This window comes from Paraburkholderia sp. DHOC27 (genome assembly GCF_003429005.1).
Classification (GTDB): domain Bacteria; phylum Pseudomonadota; class Gammaproteobacteria; order Burkholderiales; family Burkholderiaceae; genus Paraburkholderia.
On the sequence record NZ_QVQV01000007.1, the window covers coordinates 399,749 to 421,636 of the forward strand.

Here is a 21,888-nt window from a genome sequence, read left to right on the forward strand (position 1 = left end):
ATACGAATGGAAAATGCGAAAGGCGAATTATAACTGCTGCACCTGGTCGGCGTGATGGCGTGGGGCGGCGGTGGATGGCCCGTGGGGCTGGGTGGGCGGTCTTCTAGACCAGCTCATGGCCGTGCGCGTGCAGGAGATGCTGGACGCTACCACCCACACGCCTTTCACGTTTCTGTAACGATTCCTCACGCGCGCCGCGCCGCCGCGAAGCTTTGATTTATGATGTGCGCGCGCCGTGACCGAGCCCGCTCACGGCATCTGAAGATCGCCACTGGCGGTCCTGTTTGCGTGACACGCGGCCGCGCGGCGATCCTCGCTGGAGCCGGCGCCGTTGCTGGAGAAATCGTTGAATTCGTCCACCCCTCGTTTGAGCCGCCGCACCTTTTCGCTGGCCGCGGCATCCGCGGTGCTCACCGCCTGCACCACCGTCACGACCGGCAGCCGCCCGGACAATCCCGCGCCGTCCGAAAGCACGGCCTCCACCACGCCGCCACCCACTCCCCCGGTCGCGCCATCTGCCAGCGTCAAACCCCAGCGGCCGATTCGCGTCGGGCTTGCACTGGGCGGCGGCGCCGCGCGCGGCTTCGCGCACATCGGCGTGATCAAGGCGCTCGAGGCGCGCAACATTCAGGTGGATCTGGTGGCAGGCACCAGCGCGGGCTCCGTGGTGGCCGCGCTGTACGCCTCGGGGATGAATGGCTTCGCGCTCAACAAGCTCGCCTTGAACATGGATGAAGCGTCGATCAGCGACTGGGCCATGCCGTTTCGCGCACGCGGCTTCCTGCAGGGGGTCGCGCTGCAGAACTACCTGAATACGACGCTGAACAACCGCCCCATCGAGAAAATGGCCAAGCCGCTCGGCGTGGTCGCAACTGATCTGAACACGGGTCAGCCCATCCTGTTCCGGCGCGGCAATACGGGTACCGCGGTACGTGCGTCGTGCAGCGTGCCGTCGATTTTCGAGCCCGTGAAAATTGCCGGCCACGAGTACGTGGATGGCGGTCTGGTCAGTCCTGTGCCGGCGTCTTTCGCGCGCAAGATGGGGGCGGATTTCGTGATTGCCGTGGATATCTCGCAGCGTCCCGAGACCGGCGTGACGTCGAGCTCGTTCGACGTCCTCTTGCAGACCTTCACGATCATGGGTCAGACCATCAAGGCGTACGAACTGGACAAGTACGCCGACGTCGTGATCCGCCCGAATCTGGCCGCCATGAGCGGCAGCGATTTTTCTCAGCGCAACGCGGCGATACTGGCGGGCGAGGAAGCGGCCGCGCGCATCATGCCGGAACTGCAACGCAAGCTGGCTGCGAGCCAGGCTGCGGTTTAAAAACGAGCGCGGCGGGCGTGGGCCGGCCGCGCTTTTCACCCTGTTGCAACACACAACCCCGCGCAACGAAAAAAGCCTGCTTCAAACGAAGCAGGCTTTTTGTGAGCGCATCTGACGGTCAGAACAACAGCGCTTGCGCGCAGCAGAGCCGAACCTAGTTGGCGCCGCCCAGCGCAGCATTCACGCGCTGCTTCAGATCCTGACTGCCCTGATACGACGTTTCGATCCGGCGTGCGCCTGTGAAACGCTTTTCCCAGTAGCCTTCGTCCAGATCATCGACGCGGATTGTGCTGCCGGTAGACGGCGAGTGCACGAACTTGTTGTCGCCAATATAGATGCCAACGTGCGAGAACGTGCGGCGCATGGTGTTGAAAAACACCAGATCGCCCGGCTTCAGGTCGTTCATGCTGACCTTTTCGCCCACGCGGCTCATTTCTTCAGCACGACGCGGCAAAGCCATGCCCAGCGTGTCCTGGAAAACGTAGCGTACGAAGCCGCTGCAATCGAGCCCCGAATCCGGGGTATTGCCGCCCCAGCGATAACGCACGCCGATCATATTCAGCGCGCCCACCACCACGTCGCCCGCTTTGCCCGCCATGCCGGACAAAAACGACCGAGCCCCACTGGTGGCATCAGCGGCCGGAGCGAGATTCTGGGAGGAGGATGCGGACAGGGAATTCGACCCATCTTGGGTCGAAAATGAAGCATTCTGATTTGAACTGCCTACTTCGTCGGCGAAAGCGCCGGGAGCTGCTGCCATCAGTACGCCAATGAACATCCCGGCGACGACGCGCGTGCAAGCCTGGGTTAAGTTTCGGTGCTGCATTGGTCGGTATTTTTTGCCTAAAAATCAGTGGGATACGAAAAAAAGTTTGGTCGATACTAGCCAGTAAGTATTCACGTGTCAAAACAAATAGAAAAATACAATCGCGACACGCACCCAATTGGTGAATGTCAGCTTGATAACACGGCTTTCAACAGCTTTCGCGTGTACGGATGGGCGGGTCTCGCAAAAATCTCCTCGACCTCGCCGGTTTCGACGATGGAACCGTTCTGCATCACCGCGACCCGGTGTGCCATCGCGCCAATCACTTGAAGATCGTGACTAATGAACACGAAGCCAAGGTTGTATTTGTGCTGCAAGCCGGCGAGCAGTTTGAGCACCTGCTGCTGGATCGAAACATCAAGCGCGCTGGTGGGTTCGTCGAGAATCAGGATGCGCGGTTCGAGCACCAGGGCGCGCGCAATTGCAATGCGCTGACGCTGTCCGCCGGAGAACTCGTGCGGATAGCGGTGCAGCACCGTGCGATCAAGCCCGACTTCGCGCAACACCGAAACGATCTTGCTGCGCCGCGCCTCGGCATCCATCTGCGGCCGGTGCAGGGCCAGCCCTTCGCCGACGATGCGCTCGATGGTCTGTCGCGGCGAGAGCGAGCTGAACGGATCCTGAAAGACCACCTGCATGTTCGAACGGAGCGCCGTCTGCTCCGCGCCGCGATAGCTCGAGAGCGCCCTGCCCTGAAATTCGATTTCGCCTTGCGCGGTGCGTTGCAGCCCGAGCAGCGCCATCGCGAGCGTCGATTTGCCCGAGCCCGATTCGCCGACAATGCCGAGCGTCTCACGTTGCCGCACCGAAACGCTCGCGTCAGTCACCGCACGAAAGCGTCCCGAGCGGAACCAGCCGGCAAAGCCCGGCAGCTTCGTTTTGAATTCGACTGAGACGTCGCGCGCCTCGAGCAGCACCGGCGAGATGGGTAGCACCGGCACCACCGTCCGCTCAGGACGGCTTTGCAGGAGCCGCTGGGTGTACGGATGTTGCGGCGACGTGAAGATCTGCTCCACGGGGCCGCTATCGACCAGCACGCCCTTCTCCATCACCGCAACACGTTGCGCGAAGTGCCGCACCAGATTCAGGTCATGCGTGATCAGCAACACGGCCATGCCGCGCTTTTCCGCTTCGTCGCGTTGCAGTTCGAGCAGCAGGTCGACGATCTGCGCGCGGATCGTGACGTCGAGTGCGGTCGTGGGCTCGTCGGCGAGCAGCAGACGCGGGCGGCAGGCGAGCGCCATCGCGATCATCGCGCGCTGACGCTGGCCGCCGGAGAGTTGATGCGGGTAGCTGTTGACGCGCTTTCCCGGCTCCGTGATGCCAGTGCGCGCCAGCAGCGCAACGGCGCGCTTCTTCGCCTCTTTCGACGTCACGCCGTCGTGGACCACGATCGTTTCCGCGATCTGCTCACCCACCGTGAACAGCGGATTGAGCGCGGTCATCGGCTCCTGGAAAATCATCGCGATATCGGAGCCGCGCAAGCCGCGCATTTCACGCTCGCTTCGCGCCAGCAAATCTTCGCCGTTAAAGCGAATCGCGCCGCTCACGTCGGCGTCGTTCAGGAGCCGCAGGATGGACAGCGCGGTCACGCTCTTGCCCGAGCCGGACTCACCGACCAGCGCCACCCGCTCGCCACGTTCGATGGCAAGCGTGACGTCCTTCACGGCAACGGTATCGCCAAACGTCACGCGCAGACGATCCAGTTCGAGCAGCGGCGGCGCCGTGCCTTGCTTCAACGCTTCGCTCACTGGTTGCCTCCGGCGCGCATGGCATCGGAGATGCGGGTGTCGAGCGCGTTACGCAGCGCGTCGCCCATGAAGGTCAGCAGCAGCAGCAACACGACTAGCACGCCAAAGGTGAAGAGCGAGATCCACCATGCGTCGAGATTGTCCTTGCCCTGCGCGAGCAGCTCGCCAAGGCTTGGCGTGGGCGACGGCACGCCCAGCCCCAGGAAGTCGAGACTCGTGAGCGAGAGGATGGCCCCGCTCATGCGAAACGGCAGGAACGTGATAACCGGCGTGAGACTGTTGGGCAGCACATGCCGCCACATGATCTGCCAGTTCGACAGCCCCATGGCCCGCGCCGCCCGCACATAGTCCTGGGTGCGATTGCGCAGAAATTCCGCCCGCACGTAATCGGATAAACCAATCCAGCCGAACAGCGAGAGCAGCACGATCAGCAGGATGAAACCAGGCTCGAAGATCGACGCGAAGATGATCAGCAGATACAACTCCGGCATGGCGCTCCAGATTTCGATGGCGCGCTGTCCGATGATGTCCGTACGTCCGCCGAAGAAGCCCTGCACGGCGCCGGCCAGGATGCCGAGTACGGTGCCGATCAGCGTCAGCACGAGCGCGAACTCCACCGACACGCGAAAGCCGTATAGCAGCCGCGCGAACAGGTCGCGGCCCCGGTCGTCGGTGCCGAGCCAGTTGTCACGCGAAGGTGGCGCGGGGTTCGGCAGTTTCGAAAAGTAGTTGAGCGTGTCGTAGTAGTACGGATTGGGCGGATAGAGCGCGAAATTGCCCGGCTTGCTGAAGCGGTCGCGCACGTAGGGATCGAGATAATCGGCGGGTGTCGGGAAGTCGCCGCCGAACGCCGTCTCCGGATACGTCTTGAACATCGGGAAATACAGGTGGCCGTCGTAGCGCACCACCACCGGCTTGTCGTTCGACCAGAGCGGCCCCGCGAGGCTCGCCGCGAACGCGACGAGAAACACGATCAGGCTCCAGTAGCCGAGCCGCTGCTTGCGAAAACGCTGCCAGACGCGGCGCGCGGGCGAAGGCGACACGAAGGCGCGCACCGGTTCGGTACGCGCCGCCAGATCGGCTCGGGAACGGGCCCGACTCAAATCAGCGCTCCAGTTGTTCGAATTGAATCCGGGGATCGACCCAGACGTAGCAGAGGTCGGAGATGAGCTTGGTGGCGAGGCCAATCAACGTGAACAGATACAGTGTGCCGAGCACGACGGGATAGTCGCGCTGCACCACCGACTGATACGACAGCAGGCCCAGCCCGTCGAGCGAGAACAATGTTTCGATGAGCAGACTGCCGGTAAAAAACGCGCCAATAAACGCGCCAGGGAAACCGACGATCAACGGCAGCGACGCATTGCGAAACACGTGTTTCCACAACACGCGCCGCTCGGACAGACCCTTGGCGCGCGCCGTCAGCACGTACTGCTTGCGGATCTCGTCGAGGAAGGCGTTCTTGGTGAGCATCGTGACCACGGCGAAGCTGCCCACCACCGAGGCCGTAATCGGCAGCGTGATATGCCACAGATAGTCGAGGATCTTGCCGCCCAGACTCAGTTGCGCCCAGTTGTCGGAGGTGAGATTGCGCAGCGGGAAGAGTTGCAGGAACGAGCCGCCGCCGAACAGCACCAGCAGCAGCACGCCCAATACGAAGCCTGGAATTGCATAGCCGACCAGCACGACGAGGCTCGTCGCAAAGTCGAAATGCGAGCCGTTGCGCACCGCCTTGGCGATGCCGAGCGGCACCGAGATCAGATAGGTGAGAAAGAAGGTCCACAAGCCGATGCTGATCGACACCGGCAGCTTCGAGACTACCAGCGACCACACGCTTTGATGGCGGAAATAGCTCTGCCCCAGATCGAAGGTCGCGAAGCGCTTGAGCATCAGGCCATAGCGTTCCAGCGGCGGCTTGTCGAAACCGTACAGCACCTTCAACTGCTCGATCTGTTTGGCGTCGACGCCGGTGTGCGCGCGCAGGCCGAACGGTGCGCCGTTCTCCGCGCCCTTGCGCAGTTCGTGCGTCATCTGCTCGACCGGGCCGCCCGGCACGAACTGGATCACGACGAAGGTCAGCGTCAGCACGCCGAGCAAGGTCGGAATCATCAACAGCAGTCGTTTGAGGATGTAGCTCCACATGGCGGCGGTTCCGAAGCGCTAAGGCAAAACGTGCAGGACGTTGGGATGACGAACGAAAGCAATCACAGGCGCCAACATGCTTTCGCCGTCGTCAGGGCTGGGCCGGCGTGGGCGTGAACCACCAGTTGGAGATGATCCAGTCCGTTGCCGAATAGTACAGCGGCAACGTTTTCGGCCACGCCATGCCGCGTTTGAACGCCACCCGCCACACGTTACTGTACCAATGCGGGACCACATAATAGCCATGCATCAGCAGACGGTCGAGCGCATGCGTGGCGTCGGTCAGTTGTTCCAGCGTTTGCGCCTGCACGAGCGCGCGCAGCACCGCGTCGATCGCCGGTGATTTGATCCCGCCCAGATTGCCGGAGCCAGGAATGTCCGCGGACTTGCTGCCGAACTGTTCCACCTGATCGCTGCCCGGCACCTGCTCGTCCGGCACCTTGATGATGGTGGCATCGAACTCGAACGCATCCAGCCGCTTCTGGTACACCGCGAAATCCGTCGTACGGTAGTTCAAAGTGATGCCGAGCTTGGCCAGGTTGCGTTGATACGTGGCAATGACCGGCGGCCACACGGCGGCGCCCGACGAATCGTCCAGCATCTCGAACACGAACGGCTGCCCCTGCGCATTGCGCAACGCGCCGTCGCGATAGGTCCAGCCGGCCTGCGCGAGCAGCGCGCGTGCTGCGAGCAGATTGGCGCGCAGCGAGCCGGGCGGGTTGGTATCGGGCTGCGTCGGCATCGGGCCGAACACGGCGGGGTCCAGTTGCTTGCGCCACGGATCGAGCAACGCCAGTTCCCCCGCGCTCGGCGTGCCGGTGGCCTGCCATTGCGTGTTGACGAAGTAACTGTTGATGCGCTTGTACTGGTTGTAGAACAGTTGCCGGTCGAGCCACTGGAAGTCCAGCGCGAGATCGAGTGCCTTGCGCACGCGCAGGTCCTGAAACATCGGGCGGCGCAGATTCAGCACGAAGCCCTGCATGCCGACGCCGTTGTGCTGCGCAAACTCCTGCTTGATCAGTTCACCGGAATCGAACGGCTTGCCGACATCGCGGCGCACCCAGTTGCGCGCCACCATCTCGACCATCGCATCGTATTCACCGGCCTTGAAGGCCTCGCGGCGCGCGGTGTCGTCGGAATACAGCTTGTAGGTGATGCGGTCGAAATTGTTCATGCCCACGCGCACCGGCAACGTTGCGCCCCAGTAGTGCGGATCGCGCCGGTAGGTGATGGTGCGGCCGTTGCTGTAACTCTCGATCAGATACGGGCCGCTGCCAATCGGCCTTTCGAAGCTCAACTGGTCGAACGGAATGCGCGTGCCGTCCGGCTTCATCCCCCACTTGTGCGAGAACACCGGAATGCCGCCCGCCAGCAGTGGCAATTCGCGGTTGGGCTCGCGAAATTCAAAGCGGATGGTCTGCGGATCCACCACGACTGCCCGCGTGATATCAGCGAAGTACGACGCGTAAGCAGGCGCGGCCTGCGGGCTCTTGAGCGTGTCGAACGAAAACTTGACGTCGTCCGCGGTCACCGGATCGCCGTTGGAAAAATGCGCGTGGGGATTGATGTGGAACGTGGTGGAAAGACGGTCTGGCGCGATGCTGATGTCGTCGGCGAGCAGCCCGTATTCCGTCGCGACTTCGTCCGAGCTGCCGGTGGCGAGACTCTCGAAGATGAAGCCGCTGCCCGGCGCCGCGTTGCCGCGCAGCGTGAACGGATTGAACTTGTCGAAGCTGGTTTGCCGGTCGGGATTGGCCAGCACCAGCGTGCCGCCCTTTGGCGCGTCCGGGTTGACGTAATCGAAGTGCTTGAAACCCGCGGGATATTTGGGCTCGCCGTATTGCGCGATTGCGTACGCGGCATGCGCGTTTTGTGCGCCCAGGAGCGCGGTGCAAAAGATGCCTGGCATGCAGAGTGGCAGCAAAACCGCCGGGAAAGTCCGCGTCAATGAGCATGCCAATGAGCGTGACAAAGCCGGAAAACAGACCCGCGAGAGCTTCTCGATCATGGCGCGCAAGGTGGCGAAGGAGCCTTGACGCAGCGCTTGAACCCGTCGCGAGCCAGTTGTCATAGGGGCCTTGTTGGTCAGTGGGCGGTTGCAATGTGAGAGAATTCTACCTAATAATCCCGCGCGATCCCGCACGTCCAAGCTCGCGGCGCGCAGACTTCATTAGGAGAATTCATGGGCTTCCTCGCTGGTAAACGAATCTTGCTGACGGGCCTCCTGTCGAACCGTTCGATCGCGTACGGCATCGCGCAGGCCTGCAAGCGCGAAGGCGCGGAACTGGCGTTCACGTACGTCGGCGACCGCTTCAAGGACCGCATCACCGAGTTCGCCACGGAATTCGGCAGCGATCTCGTGTTCCCCTGCGACGTGGCTGACGACGCGCAAATCGAAGCGCTGTTCGTGTCGTTGAAGGAACACTGGGAGAATCTCGACGGCCTCGTGCATTCCATCGGCTTTGCGCCGCGTGAAGCGATTGCCGGCGACTTCCTCGACGGCATGACGCGTGAGAATTTCCGCATCGCTCACGACATTTCCGCCTACAGCTTCCCTGCCCTCGCCAAGGCCGCCCTGCCGATGCTCTCGCAAGACGCGTCGCTGCTGACGCTCAGCTACCTGGGTGCCGAGCGCGCGATTCCCAACTACAACACGATGGGCCTCGCCAAGGCATCGCTCGAAGCGAGCGTGCGTTATCTGGCCGTTTCGCTCGGCGCGAAAGGCGTGCGCGTCAATGGCATTTCGGCCGGCCCGATCAAGACGCTCGCGGCAAGCGGCATCAAGGGCTTCGGCAAGATTCTCGATTTCGTGGAAGGCAATGCGCCGCTCAAGCGTAACGTGACGATCGAACAAGTGGGCAATTCGGCGGCCTTCCTGCTGTCGGATCTCGCAGCGGGTGTGACCGCGGAAATCCTGCACGTCGATAGCGGCTTCAATTCGGTCGTCGGTGGGATGGCTTCGATTGCGGAGTAAGAGAGGCTGAGCCGTCGCGCTGCGCCTGCTTTGCGTGTTCTTTGCGCGTGCAGGCACGCCTACGCGCGCCCCTGAACGCGCACGCCAATTGGCTCGCGCAGGCAACAAAAAACCGCCATTTCTGGCGGTTTTTTGTTTTCCGGCTGCGTTCGCGCTGGATTCACCCTGCGGACAGCCGGGGACTTCTCACACGAATAGCCGGCTTAATAGCGGTGGCCGTAGCCACCACCGTAACCGCCGTGGTAGCCGCCGTGATGGCGATACCAGTCGTCACGGCCCCAGTAGCGATGACCGTCCCAATACCGGTCGCCGTGCCAGCCGATCACGATAGCCGGGCCACCGTAGTAGACCGGTGCCGGTTGATAGACGACCGGCGGCGGCGGGGGCGGCGGCGGTGCGTACACGGGTGCCGGAGCGACATAAACCGGCGCCGGAATACCGATGTTGACACCCACGCTCACGCCGGCCATTGCGGCACCCGACGCGCCTAGCGCAAGAACCCCGATGAGAAGCGGAACAAGACGTGCGGACTTCATGGATTCACCTTTTAACAAGTGTGTGGTGTTGTTGGCCGAAATATAGCGCAAGGTAGCGATCTGCGTATTTCAAGTTTGTAAGAACTGATGCATAACGTCGTACTCTGATGCGCCTCGTTACGTCCTGTTACACGTAACGGAATTTCGGTGAAAAGCGAGGCCGTTCGTAATAATGTGCCTGCGTTTTGGGGCGCAAAAACAACACTCGCACCTTACTGCCGCCTTAAAGGCTTGTGAGAGGCGCAACGGAAACGCACTAGACAACGAGACGCTGATCGTTCGGCATCCGAAGCAAATGGATTCGCTTTCGCAAGTGAGGTTCGAATCGGCCCTTCTGGCGAATCAGGCACATCAGCCGCACTCGCAACAGCACACAAAAACGGCCCACAAAAAACAAAACCCCAAGAGACCGCGATCTCTTGGGGTTCCGCCGCCATTGCTGGCGGAGACGGAGGGATTCGAACCCTCGATCCAGGTTTTGGCCCAGATGCTCCCTTAGCAGGGGAGTGCCTTCGACCTCTCGGCCACGTCTCCCAAACTTTCGGTCGCGCAGGGAGTCAGCGCGACGAAGCCAAGATAATAGCGGGCCGGGCTGCGAAGGTCAATCTCTTGCGAACATTTTTTGTGCCAGATTGGTCAACGATCAGTCGACCATTAGCCAATCCCGGCGCATACCGTTCGCGAAGCCGCAGCGGGTGTTACGCCTGATCGAGTTCGAACGCCTTGTGAAGCGCACGCACGGCGAGTTCCATATACTTCTCGTCGATCAACACCGAAATCTTGATCTCCGAAGTGGAGATCATCTGGATGTTGATGCCCTCTTCCGACAGCGTGCGGAACATCGTGCTTGCGATGCCGACGTGCGAGCGCATGCCCACGCCCACCACCGATACCTTCGACACCTTCGGATCGCCCAGCACCTGCTCGGCCTTCACGTGATCCTTCACCTGACCCGTGAGAATGTCCATGGCGCGCTGATAGTCGCCGCGACCCACCGTGAACGTGAACGCCGTTTTACCTTCGACGCTCTGGTTCTGGATGATCATGTCGACGTCGATATTCGCGTCGGCCACCGGTCCGAGGATCTGGTAGGCGATGCCCGGCTTGTCGGGTACACCCATCACGGCGATACGTGCTTCGTCGCGCTGAAACGCGATGCCCGAGATGACTGCTTTTTCCATGGTCTCGTCTTCTTCAAAAGTAATCAGGGTGCCCGAGGTCATTTCGGCTTCGAGCGGAATGAGCGGATCGGTCAGGCTGGAGAGCACGCGCGTCTTCACCTGATATTTGCCGGCGAATTCCACCGAGCGGATCTGCAGCACCTTCGAACCCAGGCTGGCCATTTCCAGCATTTCTTCGAACGTCACACGGTCCAGACGCCGTGCGCCATCGACCACGCGCGGATCGGTGGTGTAGACGCCGTCTACGTCCGTGTAGATCAGGCACTCGTCGGCCTTCAAGGCCGCCGCGACCGCAACCGCCGAGGTGTCCGAACCGCCGCGCCCGAGCGTGGTGATATGGCCTTCCGGATCGATGCCCTGGAAGCCCGTGATGACCACGACCTTGCCCGCATCCAGGTCGCGCAGCACGCGCTCGCCGTCGATCTCGCTGATGCGCGCCTTGGTGAACGCGCTATCCGTTTTGACCGGCACTTGCCAGCCGGCGTAGCTGACCGCGTCGACGCCCGCTTCCTGCAGCGCGATGGCGAGCAGGCCCGAGCTGACCTGTTCGCCGGTGGCGGCAATCATGTCGAGTTCGCGCGGACTCGGCTGAGCCGCGATGTCTTTCGCGAGGCCCAGCAAGCGGTTCGTTTCGCCGGACATCGCCGAGGGCACCACGACCATCTTGTGGCCAGCCTTGTGCCATTTCGCGACGCGCTTCGCGACGTTCTTGATGCGCTCGACCGAGCCCATCGAAGTACCGCCGTATTTATGTACGATGAGTGCCATTGTCGTTCTGAACTGGAGTAGTAGCCGCGCTGGCGCGCTGGAGACGACCGCACAAAAGCACAAAAGCGCAACGTTTCAGGAACGACGGCAAAGTGTGGCGGTGTAGATACAGCGCACGTGCAACACGCGCGGATTTGCCCGCGAGGGATCGCTGGGTTGCCAGGTCTTGCGGTTGCCAGGCATTGACCGGGAAAGAAGCAGAAAACACCCGGAAAAGAGCGATGGCGACGTCAAAAGCGGCTTGGGCAAACAAGTTAACGTACCTGATCGAGCGCAAAAAGACAAGCCGCAATGCACGTCGGGACGCCGGCAAAGGCTTGACCACAAAGGATTTGCGCCGGTTTAGGGAAATCCGGAAGCGGCACGATATGCAGCTTGCACGCGCTACGTTTCCCGTCCGACCGGTCAGTCAGTGAACTATTTAGTGAGTTCTTCGGTGTGTCTTTTAGCGGCTGTTTTAGTGCGTCCGTTTTAGTGCGTCCGTTACGCGATGGTGAGGTCCTCGCGCCATTCGATCCGCAGGTACCGTTCGGCAGCAGTCGCTGTCGTGCCGCTCGTAGATGACGCAGGCTCCCACGCCCCGCGGTTCACGCCGAGCAGCGGCACGAACAACAGCGTGTCGCCCACGAACAGCAGCGGCACGTCGCGTTTCCATGCGGGCACGCGCTGTTCCTGAAACAGATTCTTCAGCGTGCGGCCAGGTCCCTGCGCGCTGACGCGCATGCGCTCGCCACCGCTGCGTGAACGCGCGATCAGCGGTGCAGCCGCTAGCACCGAAGCCGGCAACGCGAACGGATCGTCCGCCGTGGCATCCACGAACACGAACGTGCCGCGCCATTGCGGCAAACGCCAGATGGATTCGCCCTGCCACTTCATCTGACTGACGGGCCTCGGCGCCAATGCGGTCTCGTCCGCCGCTTCGGTGCTGTCGCCCGCCTCCCAATAGATCTGCCCGTCATAGCTGCGCAATGCATGCCCCGCGTGATCGACCCGCAGGTTGTGCGCCGCGCCGACTTCGCGCAGTTGTCGCAAGGCATCGCTCAGGCGCGCGGTCGATGCCGCCGGCAACCCTCGCAAACGCATCCAGTACCGCAGCAGATTCAGTGCGCGCTCATCGTCGAATGCAAGCAGCACGTCGTGCGCGAGTGCCGCGCCGTCCTCGCGCGCGGCGGCATCCAGGTCGATCCGCGCCAACGCGTCCAGCAAACGTTGCGCCGAAGCCGCGTGCGCTGCCGTGCGCGCCAATGCGTCGCGAAAGCCTGGAAACGTCACCCCGAGCGCGGGCAGCACATCGTGACGCAGCGCGTTGCGGGCATAGCGCGTGTCCGCATTCGATTCGTCCTCAATCCACGACAGCCCGCGCGCCTGCGCAACCTGCACCAGTTGCGCGCGCAACAAATGCAGAAACGGCCGCACACGCGTGACGCTGGCACCTGACGGCAGATGTTCCGGTGCCATTGCGGCAAGCCCCGGCAGACCCGCGCCACGCAGCAATTGCAGCAAGACAGTCTCCGCCTGATCGTCGGCATGTTGCGCGAGCCACAGCGTGGCGACGCCGTGCTGCGCGCACAGCGCATCGAGCGCGCGATACCGCGCGTCGCGCGCGGCGGCTTCGATACTCACGCCCGCATCCCGCGGCACCTCGACGCGTTGCGCAGCAAACGCGATGCCCCGCTCCCGCGCAAAGTTCTCGCAATGCGCGAGCCATTGATCGGCGTGCGGACTGAGCCCGTGGTGAACATGCAAGGCGAGGCAACGCGCGGGGCCCGCAACGCGCACCGCCGCATCGAGCAGCACGGCCGAATCCACGCCGCCACTGAAGGCCACCGCGACGCGCGTCTGCGAGCCCGCGTCCAGGCCTGTTGTCGAAGCAGAAAACACAGCGCCGACCGCCTCGAGAACGAGGCGGTCGGCGTGAATGTCGGAGAGTTGGGTCACGGCTGTGAGGCCTGACGCGCGAGGCGCCGTGCCATGAGGAGCCGGCGCCGGCTTATGCGCCCGGCGTCGTTTCCTTGAATTTGCCGTACGCCATCAGCCGTTCGAAACGGCGCTCGCGCAGGTCGGGGATGCTCATGCCCTGGAACTGACGCAGCGAGTCCGCCAGCGCACGGCGCAGCAGCGCAGCCATGCCCTTCGGATCGCGATGCGCGCCGCCCAGCGGTTCGTTGACGATCTTGTCGATCAGGCCCAGCGCTTTCAGGCGATGCGCAGTGAGGCCCAGCGCTTCCGCTGCTTCAGGCGCTTTTGCCGCGCTCTTCCACAGAATCGACGCGCAGCCTTCCGGCGAGATCACCGAGTAGGTCGAGAACTGCAGCATCAACACGCTATCGCCAACGGCGATGGCCAGTGCGCCGCCCGAACCACCCTCGCCGATGATGGTCGAGATGATCGGTGTCTTCAGTTCGGCCATCACGTACAGGTTACGGCCAATGGCTTCCGACTGGCCGCGCTCTTCCGCACCGATGCCCGGATACGCACCCGGCGTGTCGATGAAGGTGAAGATGGGCAAACCGAACTTCTCGGCCGTACGCATCAGACGCTCGGCCTTGCGATAGCCTTCCGGACGCGGCATGCCGAAGTTACGCAGCGAGCGCTCCTTCGTATCGCGACCCTTCTGATGGCCGATCACCATGCACGACTGACCGTTGAAACGCGCGAACCCGCCGACGATAGCCAGGTCGTCTGCGAAGGCGCGGTCGCCATGCAGCTCATGGAAATCGGTGAACAGTTCGCTCACGTAGTCGAACGTGTAGGGACGTTGCGGATGACGAGCAATTTGCGAAACCTGCCACGGTGTCAGGTTCGCGTAGAGATCTTTGGTGAGCTGTTGACTCTTCTTGGACAGCCGCTCGATTTCTTCCGAAATATCGACGGCCGAATCGTCCTGCACGAAGCGCAATTCTTCGATCTTCGCTTCGAGCTCAGCGATCGGCTGCTCGAAATCCAGAAAGGTGGTCTTCATTGGTTTTAATCCTTGGACTTACCGGCAGCGCGTATTCTAACCGCGACCGCCCCTGTCAAAACTACCTCGAAACTATCGAATCAGCCAAATTGATAGTTTCATATCAGCGTCCCGCCTGTTGCGGACAAAGCGCCGCGCCGTCTGGGCTTGCGAATGCGACCCCTTCAGGTTGATGCTCGTTCACCGGACACGCAAGATTTACTCGGGGTTCGAGCGGAGGCCCAGACTGGATCCGCCCGCTTCGTTCAGTAATCGACCGGCAGCGGGTCGAGACTACGCCACATATACCACGTGGCCACCGTGCGCCACGGTTCCCAGTTCGCCGCGACCTCGCGCGCCTCGCTGCGCGTGACCGGCTCGCCGCTGAAATAGTTGACGCTGATCGCGCGGATCAGGCCGAGATCGTCGAGCGGCAACACATCTGGACGCGACAGATTGAAGATGAGGAACATCTCGGCAGTCCAGCGGCCTATACCGCGAATCTGCGTGAGTTCGGCAATCACCGCCTCGTCGTCCATCGAGGTCCACTTGCCCACGTGCAACGCACCCGAAACGAAGTGGCCGGCGAGATCGAGAATGTATTCGGCCTTGCGTCGGGACAAACCGCACGCCATCAGCTTGTCTTGCCCAAGCTTCATGAACTGCTGCGGCACGAGCTTCGGACACGCGTTTTCCACGCGCTCCCACGCCGCTTGCGCCGACGCCACGGAAACCTGCTGGCCCACCACGGAACGTGCCAGCGTGACGAACGGATCGCCGCGGCTCATCAAATGCACGGGACCGAATTTTGGAATCAGCTTCTTGAGAATGCGGTCGCGCTTGACGAGGTCGGCACAGGCCTTGTCCCAATACGCGGGGCGTGTGACTTCAGGCGTGAGACCGCCCACCTGGACCGGCACGGCGACATTGGTGTCATCGACCAGCACACGCGATTTGCGCACCACTTCGCCTTCATGCAGCGTGTCGCGCGCGAGTTCCTGGACATCGTCCTTCAACGCCACGGGCAATGCGCCATTGGACCCGTTGATGCCAATGGCAACGTTAGTGCCATTCACCGCACCATGCGCGGCCTTCGCCGTTTTCGCGCCCTTCACTTCCCTGGCGGCTTTTACGCTGACGCCTGCTGTGCTGCCCGCCGTACTACCGTTACTGCGCGTGTCGTCATGGAGTTTGCCGCGCGCAGGACGCACAGCCTTTGCGAGCCGGGTCACTTTCTTCGAGGCAGGCGCATGCGCACCGGCGCCGTTGAGCGCACGTTTCACCGTCGACTTGCCCGCCGCCGCGCCGGTCTTGCCCGCACCGTCCGACGACGCCTTCGCCGTGCTGCCGCTGCGTGCGCGCGTGGATTTCACTGCGGCTGCCGCGCTCGTTTTAGACGCGGCTCGTTTAGCCGGCGCCTTCGTGGCCGTTGCCATCCTGCCTCCTGCCTGGCGAATCGATCAAAGGGAAGTACGAGGTGCGCTCACACGCGCCGCCACTCGGTCAACCCGCCGGGTTTGTCTTCAAGTGCAACGCCGGCCTCGAGCAACGCTGCCCGGATCCGGTCTGCTGCCGCATAGTCCTTTGCCTGCTTGGCCGCCGCCCGCGCTGCGATCTGCGCTTCTATCGCGGCAACGTCGAGCGCGCCTTCTTGTGCGCTGCCCGATGCCTGCTGCAGAAACACACGCGGCTCACGACCGAGCAGCCCGATGATGCGTGCCAGTGCGCGCAGTTGCCGGGCCAGCGCAGCATCGCGCGTGCGGTTCACTTCGCTTGCCAGTTCGAACAACACGGCCACTGCAACGGGCGTGTTGAAGTCGTCATTCATCGCCGCATGAAAACGTTGCGCGTGTGCTTCGTTCCAGTCAAGTGCGGCGTCATCCGGCGTCACATCTTTCAATGATGTGTACAAGCGCGTGAGTGCCCCGCGCGCGTCGTCGATGTGTGTGTCGCTATAGTTCAGCGGCGAACGGTAGTGGGCACGCGCAATGAAGAAGCGCACCACTTCAGCGTCATACTGCGCAAGCACTTCGCGGATCGTAAAGAAGTTGCCGAGTGACTTCGACATCTTCTCATTGTCGATCTGAACGTAGCCGTTGTGCATCCAGTAGTTGACGAACGTTTGACCTGTTGCACCTTCGCTTTGCGCGATTTCATTTTCGTGGTGCGGAAACTGCAGGTCCTGACCGCCGCCGTGAATGTCGAAATGATCGCCGAGCAACGTGCAGCCCATTGCCGAGCATTCAATGTGCCAACCGGGACGACCGCGTCCGTATTTCGAATCCCAACCGGTATCCGCGGGCTCTTCAGGCTTCGCCTGTTTCCACAACACGAAGTCGAGCGGGTCCTGCTTGGCGTCGTTGGCCGCAACGCGTTCACCTGCGCGCAGATCTTCGAGCGACTTGCCCGACAGCTTGCCGTAGTCAGCAAATTTGCGCACGGCGTAGTTGACGTCGCCATCGCTCGCCTGGTACGCGTAGCCATTGGCTTCGAGTTTCTCGATCATGCCGAGCATCTGCGGAATGTAGTCCGTGGCGCGCGGTTCGAAATCGGGCCGTTCGATGCCCAGCGCGTCCGCATCTTCATGCAGCGCGGTGATAAAGCGATCGGTGAGCGACTTGATGGTCTCGCCGTTTTCGACTGCGCGGCGAATAATCTTGTCGTCGATATCGGTAATGTTGCGCACATAGGTCACGTTGTAGCCGAGCGTGCGCAGCCACCGCTGTGCGATATCGAACACGACCATCACGCGTGCATGACCAATGTGACAGTAGTCATACACCGTCATCCCGCAGACGTACATTCGTACGACGCCCGCCTGCAGCGGCACGAAATTTTGCTTTTCACGCGCGAGCGTGTTGTAGATGCGCAGTGATTCCATAGAGACGGTGCGTGGGCCGAAAGAAATCCGCAATGCAGTTTCGTGCGTGCTGAACCGATCTGGCAAACGGGACAGCACATACAGCAGCAAACCGGCGCACCTGGTGCGGCAGTCAGGCTGCGCTCAAAGCGGAGACGACCACGAGTGGCGAAAGAACAGTCTGAGGTTCGACGGAACGCGCAGACCTTTTGTTAGAATGGCTCGGAGTATAACATCCAGACCTGAGCCTATGAAACCTTCCAGCGGCCGCGCGCGCAGCGCTGCGACCCTCGCCGCGACGGCCCTGTGCGGCTTCGCGGTCCTGCTCGTGCCCGGCACCCGTGCCTTCGCACAGGCACAGAAAGCGACCCCCGTGGTGTCCGGCCCCGCGGTGCGCGACGGCACGCCGGAGATCGACGCTGCCATCGCACAGAAGAACTGGAACGCTGCGCTCACGCAACTCGACGCACGCATTGCGGCGAATCCGCGCGACGCCCAGGCGCAGTTCAAGCGCGGCACGGTGCTCGCGCATCTGAATCGCGACGACGAGGCCATCAGCGCCTTCGTCGCACTCACGCAAAGCTATCCGGAACTGCCCGAGCCGTATAACAACCTCGCTGCGCTGTACGCGAAGCACGGTCACTATACGGAAGCGCGCGAGGCACTCGAAACGGCCACCAAAGCCAATCCGAACTACGGCCTCGCCTACGAGAATCTGGGTGACCTGTATCTGCGGCTCGCCGCCTCGGCCTACCAGCGCGCGCAAACTCTGGGCCAGGCGAGCGGCACCTCGCAGCAACGCCTCGCCGACATCCAGAAGATCGTCTCGCCGCCCGCGAACGCTACGCCGGTGAAGAAAGTGGCCGCGCCCGAAGAGGATTACACGCGTCGTGCCACGTCGAACATGACGCAGACGCCGAGCTTCAACTATGGCGGCCCGAACGGCTCACTCGCCATGCCTCCGTACATGGCACCGTCGCAATGAGCGCGTGAATGTTTCGTGTGAGCGTGCGTGACTGCGTGCCGCCTGGCTGTCACGCGTGGCGCTCTCACAGACGTGTCACGCACCAGTCAATGTCACCGGCACGCATCATCGCCAACGTTTTTTTCCACCCAGAGGATCTACATGAAATGGTTGATGTTGGCGCTCGGTAGCGCCGCCCTGATCGCGAACGCCCCCGCCTTTGCCCAGTCCGCGCCGCAGGCCGCGCACCCGTCGGTGCTCTTCAAGACCACGGACGGCGACATCCGCGTCGAGCTGTACCCCGAAAAGGCGCCGAAGACGGTGGCCAACTTCCTCGACTACGTGAAGGCAGGCCAGTACAGCGGCACGATTTTCCATCGCGTGATTCCGGGCTTCATGATCCAGGCCGGCGGCTACACGCAAAGCTTCGCGGAGAAGCCGACGCGCGCGCCGATTCCGCTCGAAAGCCGCAATGGCCTGAAGAACGTCACGGGCTCGATTGCGATGGCACGTACGAGCGATCCGGATTCGGCTACCGCGCAATTCTTCATCAACACCGCGGATAACGCAGGCCTCGACTATCCGGGTCAGGACGGCAATGGTTATGCTGTGTTCGGCAAGGTGACCGCCGGCATGGACGTCGTGAAGAAGATCGAAGGCACGCCGACCACCACGCGCGGCCCGATGGCCGATGTGCCGCAAACGCCGATCGTGATCGAATCGGCTACGGTGGTCAGCAAGTAACAGCACGCGGGTTTCATATAGAACTCGCGCAGGACTCGAGCAGCAGGCAGGTCCGAATCAGTACATGGCTCGTCGACACGCCATCTGCCCCGCCGGGTGCATGCCTGGCTCGCAGATGATGCGTCGAACGGCGAATCGAGCCACAGTCAGCACGACTGGCGATACGACCCATCGCCAGTCGTGCACAATCGAACGCCCGGGCGCGGTCTCACGCGCAAGATGGGATGCATGCACAATGTGCACACCAGCTCCATCGCGCGCGAGGCGCACCTTCCACCCATCGTCCAGAAAAGGATTCCATCATGGTCGAACTGCATACGAATCACGGTGTCATCAAGCTTGAACTCGACGCCGAAAAAGCACCGAAGTCGGTCGAGAACTTTCTCAACTACGTGAAGGCCGGTCATTACGACAACACGGTGTTCCACCGCGTGATCGACGGCTTCATGATTCAGGGCGGCGGTTTCGAACCCGGCATGAAGCAAAAGCCGACCGAAGCACCGATCACCAACGAAGCGAACAACGGCCTGAAGAACGTCAACGGCTCGATCGCGATGGCACGCACCAACGATCCGCACTCGGCCACCGCGCAGTTCTTCATCAACGTGAACGACAACGACTTCCTGAATCACTCGTCGCCGACGCCGCAAGGCTGGGGCTACGCGGTGTTCGGCAAGGTAGTCGACGGCATGGATATCGTCGAGAAGATCAAGAAGGTCAAGACCGGCTCGAAGGGTTTCCATCAGGACGTGCCGGCGGACGACGTGATCATCGAGAAAGCGGTCATCGTCGACTAAACAGGCCGGCATGCCAGGGCACGGCGCGGGCAGCACACTTGATGCGCCCGCCGCGCCACCTGGCGTGCTGGTTGAGCCGCGGGTTGAGCCGCAGGTTGAGCCGTAGTCTGCGAGCTAGTCGCTGAAAAGCCGCTGAAAAACCGCTGCGTGCGCTGCGCCAACGCGCGCGCAGCACTCACTGCAACTGAGATCAGGCACTCTTCGATGCTGCAAGAAACGCCGCTGCGAAGCGTCGCCGCGGGCGTGCCTGGCGAGGGCAAACGCCCGCACGCCGCTCGCCCGTATTTTTTCATTTCGGACCTGCATCTAAGCGAGGCGATCCCGCGCACGGTCGCCGCCTTCGAGCATTTCATCCGTGTCACCGCTGAAGAAGCGGACTCCGTTTTTATTCTCGGCGACCTGTTCGAGTATTGGGTCGGCGACGACATGCTAAGCGACCCGTTCGTCGCGCGCATGGCAGCGCTCATGCATACCCTGTCGGAGCGCGGCATCATGCTTTACATCATGCATGGCAATCGCGACTTTCTGCTGGGCAAGCGCTTCATGGCCGCGGCGGCGGCGATCTGGCTGCCCGATCCGTTCGTGATCACCGCCTTTGGCGCGCGCATCACGCTCGCGCACGGCGATGCGCTGTGCACCGCGGATCGCGCCTACATGCGCTTTCGCCGCGTGGCCCGCAGCCGTGTCGCGCAACTGCTGTTTCTGGCGTGGCCGTTCAAATGGCGGCATGCGCTGGCGCTCAAGATGCGCAAGGCGAGTCACGAGGGACGTTCACGGCCCGTCTCCGCAAAGTACGACGTCACGCCGAACGGTGTGGCGGCCTTGTTCAAACGCACGGGGACGACGATCATCGTGCATGGTCATACGCACCGGCCGGCACGTCACCGTGAACCGGGCGGCACACGCTGGGTGCTGCCGGACTGGGACCTCGATCATGGCGAGCCGCGCGGCGGCTATCTGCGCGTCGACGCGGAAGGCGTGCGAGCGTTGCCGCTGGATTGACGCCGGCATGAAGCGGGAGTGACGCGAGGCGAGGCGCGGCCCCTCCCTAGCGCCCGGTCAACCCGGTCACCTCACCCTCTTCCGTTTTCCCGGCAATCGCCGCCGACAGTCGTCGCAGATCGAGCAGCGCCGCGTCCGTGCCTTGCAGCGCTTCGAGACGCGTGCCGAGCCGCTCCAGCGCAATCACGATCTCGTCGATGCGGCGCGACTGCCCCGCGGCATGATCGATCAACCCGTGGATAGCAAGCGACACCGGATCGTCCGCATTCGGCGTAATGCCGTAGGCGCAGAACGCGGTACGTTCGGGCGCCGCCATGCCACCACCGGCGTCACGGACATCACGCGCATTACGCGCATCACGTTCAGCGTCTTTCGCATGGGCAGCACCGGCCGCGGAAGACGAAACCGCCGCCGCAGCCGCGACGATCACGCGCGCCGGATTGCCCACGGCCGTGCCGCCAGCCGCTACAGGCTTCACCACCACCGCGTTCGAGCCGATCTTGGCGCCCGCGCCGATCGTAAAGCCGCCGAGCACTTTCGCGCCCGCCCCCACGATCACGCCGCGTTCGAGCGTCGGATGCCGTTTGGCACCGCGCGTCAGCGACGTGCCGCCAAGCGTGACGCCCTGATAGATGGTGCAATCGTCACCGATCTCCGCGGTCTCGCCGATCACCACGCCCATGCCGTGATCGATGAACACGCGACGGCCGATCGTGGCGCCCGGGTGAATCTCGATGCCCGTCAGAAAGCGCGCCACTTGCGACACGAAGCGCGCCAGCCAGCGACGCCGCATCTGCCAGCAGGCGTGCGCGAAGCGATGCAGTACCAGTGCATGCAGGCCCGGATAACACGTGAGCACTTCCCAGGCACTGCGGGAAGCGGGATCGCGCTCGCGGATCGTGGCGATGTCTTCGCGAAGTCTCGTGAACATAGTCTTGACGCCGGCATGGGGGAGAGAACCGTCGTGGCCGCGAGGCGCGCGACAGCGTGCTGCCAGTTAGCAGAACGGCAGCTTTGCTTAGAACGATGCGAGGAATTGTAGGGCGATTGCGCAAAACCTGCCGGATGCCCCCGC

The 21,888-nt window shown here is 62.5% G+C and carries 19 protein-coding genes and 1 tRNA gene; 7 read left to right on the top strand and 13 right to left on the bottom strand.

Annotation, left to right across the window (positions count from 1 at the left end):
• Window positions 1–346: 346 nt before the first annotated feature.
• On the top strand, window positions 347–1,327 hold the full coding sequence (locus D0B32_RS23360; protein ID WP_117336811.1) for a patatin-like phospholipase family protein: 981 nt from the start codon (window positions 347–349) through the stop codon (window positions 1,325–1,327).
• Window positions 1,328–1,481: 154 nt separating this feature from the next.
• Here D0B32_RS23360 and D0B32_RS23365 read toward each other — a convergent pair whose 3' ends face one another.
• The 5 genes from D0B32_RS23365 to D0B32_RS23385 form a co-directional block, all read right to left on the bottom strand.
• On the bottom strand, window positions 1,482–2,153 hold the full coding sequence (locus D0B32_RS23365; RefSeq protein ID WP_117336652.1) for a C40 family peptidase: 672 nt from the start codon (window positions 2,151–2,153) through the stop codon (window positions 1,482–1,484).
• Window positions 2,154–2,281: 128 nt separating this feature from the next.
• Entirely contained in the window at window positions 2,282–3,904 is a 1,623-nt protein-coding gene (locus D0B32_RS23370) for an ABC transporter ATP-binding protein (protein WP_181969879.1), read from the bottom strand.
• Window positions 3,901–5,007 carry an ABC transporter permease gene (locus D0B32_RS23375; RefSeq protein WP_117336653.1) on the bottom strand — a complete coding sequence of 369 codons (1,107 nt, stop codon included), beginning with the start codon at window positions 5,005–5,007 and terminating at the stop codon, window positions 3,901–3,903. Before D0B32_RS23375 ends, D0B32_RS23370 begins: the two co-directional genes overlap by 4 nt.
• A 1-nt stretch (window position 5,008) precedes the next feature.
• Window positions 5,009–6,046: a microcin C ABC transporter permease YejB gene (locus tag D0B32_RS23380; RefSeq protein WP_117336654.1), complete on the bottom strand. Its 1,038-nt coding sequence runs from the start codon at window positions 6,044–6,046 to the stop codon at window positions 5,009–5,011.
• A gap of 91 nt (window positions 6,047–6,137) precedes the next feature.
• Window positions 6,138–7,955, bottom strand: coding sequence for an extracellular solute-binding protein (locus D0B32_RS23385; RefSeq protein WP_259295110.1), 1,818 nt, complete (start codon window positions 7,953–7,955; stop codon window positions 6,138–6,140).
• On the opposite strand from D0B32_RS23385, the gene D0B32_RS32990 reads away from it, so the two are divergent.
• Together D0B32_RS32990 and fabI are read left to right on the top strand one after the other, a co-directional pair.
• On the top strand, window positions 7,954–8,082 hold the full coding sequence (locus tag D0B32_RS32990; RefSeq protein ID WP_259295111.1) for a hypothetical protein: 129 nt from the start codon (window positions 7,954–7,956) through the stop codon (window positions 8,080–8,082). The genes D0B32_RS23385 and D0B32_RS32990 overlap by 2 nt on opposite strands.
• A 146-nt stretch (window positions 8,083–8,228) precedes the next feature.
• Window positions 8,229–9,020 carry an enoyl-ACP reductase FabI gene (gene fabI, locus D0B32_RS23390; protein WP_117336656.1) on the top strand — a complete coding sequence of 264 codons (792 nt, stop codon included), beginning with the start codon at window positions 8,229–8,231 and terminating at the stop codon, window positions 9,018–9,020.
• Window positions 9,021–9,223: 203 nt separating this feature from the next.
• Here the strand turns inward: fabI and D0B32_RS23395 are convergent, their stop codons facing one another.
• From D0B32_RS23395 to cysS, 7 genes are all read right to left on the bottom strand, one after another.
• Window positions 9,224–9,556, bottom strand: a complete 333-nt coding sequence (locus D0B32_RS23395) for a hypothetical protein (protein ID WP_117336813.1) — start codon at window positions 9,554–9,556, stop codon at window positions 9,224–9,226.
• 440 nt (window positions 9,557–9,996) lie between these two features.
• Window positions 9,997–10,090, bottom strand: a tRNA-Ser gene (locus D0B32_RS23400).
• A 164-nt stretch (window positions 10,091–10,254) separates the two neighbouring features.
• Complete coding sequence (locus D0B32_RS23405) at window positions 10,255–11,505, bottom strand: aspartate kinase (protein WP_117336657.1); 1,251 nt, start codon at window positions 11,503–11,505, stop codon at window positions 10,255–10,257.
• A gap of 483 nt (window positions 11,506–11,988) precedes the next feature.
• Window positions 11,989–13,443: a tRNA lysidine(34) synthetase TilS gene (gene tilS, locus D0B32_RS23415; RefSeq protein WP_117336659.1), complete on the bottom strand. Its 1,455-nt coding sequence runs from the start codon at window positions 13,441–13,443 to the stop codon at window positions 11,989–11,991.
• A gap of 52 nt (window positions 13,444–13,495) precedes the next feature.
• Window positions 13,496–14,467 (bottom strand): acetyl-CoA carboxylase carboxyltransferase subunit alpha, encoded by a 972-nt coding sequence (locus tag D0B32_RS23420; protein ID WP_117336660.1) that lies wholly within the window; start codon window positions 14,465–14,467, stop codon window positions 13,496–13,498.
• Between the two features lie 245 nt (window positions 14,468–14,712).
• The gene (locus D0B32_RS23425; RefSeq protein WP_117336661.1) at window positions 14,713–15,882 is read right to left on the bottom strand and encodes a DNA-3-methyladenine glycosylase; all 1,170 of its coding nucleotides are present in this window, start codon (window positions 15,880–15,882) and stop codon (window positions 14,713–14,715) included.
• 47 nt (window positions 15,883–15,929) lie between these two features.
• Entirely contained in the window at window positions 15,930–17,327 is a 1,398-nt protein-coding gene (gene cysS / locus D0B32_RS23430; protein ID WP_117336662.1) for a cysteine--tRNA ligase, read from the bottom strand.
• Window positions 17,328–17,556: 229 nt separating this feature from the next.
• On the opposite strand from cysS, the gene D0B32_RS23435 reads away from it, so the two are divergent.
• The 4 genes from D0B32_RS23435 (at window position 17,557) to D0B32_RS23450 (ending at window position 20,813) form a co-directional block, all read left to right on the top strand.
• A complete protein-coding gene (locus tag D0B32_RS23435) occupies window positions 17,557–18,291 on the top strand; it encodes a tetratricopeptide repeat protein (protein WP_117336663.1) in 735 nt (244 codons plus the stop codon).
• A gap of 141 nt (window positions 18,292–18,432) precedes the next feature.
• Window positions 18,433–19,014 carry a peptidylprolyl isomerase gene (locus D0B32_RS23440; protein WP_117336664.1) on the top strand — a complete coding sequence of 194 codons (582 nt, stop codon included), beginning with the start codon at window positions 18,433–18,435 and terminating at the stop codon, window positions 19,012–19,014.
• Between the two features lie 302 nt (window positions 19,015–19,316).
• Window positions 19,317–19,811, top strand: a complete 495-nt coding sequence (locus tag D0B32_RS23445) for a peptidylprolyl isomerase (protein WP_117336665.1) — start codon at window positions 19,317–19,319, stop codon at window positions 19,809–19,811.
• Between the two features lie 204 nt (window positions 19,812–20,015).
• Window positions 20,016–20,813 (top strand): UDP-2,3-diacylglucosamine diphosphatase, encoded by a 798-nt coding sequence (locus tag D0B32_RS23450; protein WP_117336666.1) that lies wholly within the window; start codon window positions 20,016–20,018, stop codon window positions 20,811–20,813.
• A gap of 46 nt (window positions 20,814–20,859) precedes the next feature.
• On the opposite strand, the gene cysE is transcribed toward D0B32_RS23450, so the two are convergent.
• Window positions 20,860–21,744, bottom strand: coding sequence for a serine O-acetyltransferase (cysE, locus tag D0B32_RS23455; protein WP_117336667.1), 885 nt, complete (start codon window positions 21,742–21,744; stop codon window positions 20,860–20,862).
• Between the last annotated feature and the right edge of the window lie 144 nt (window positions 21,745–21,888).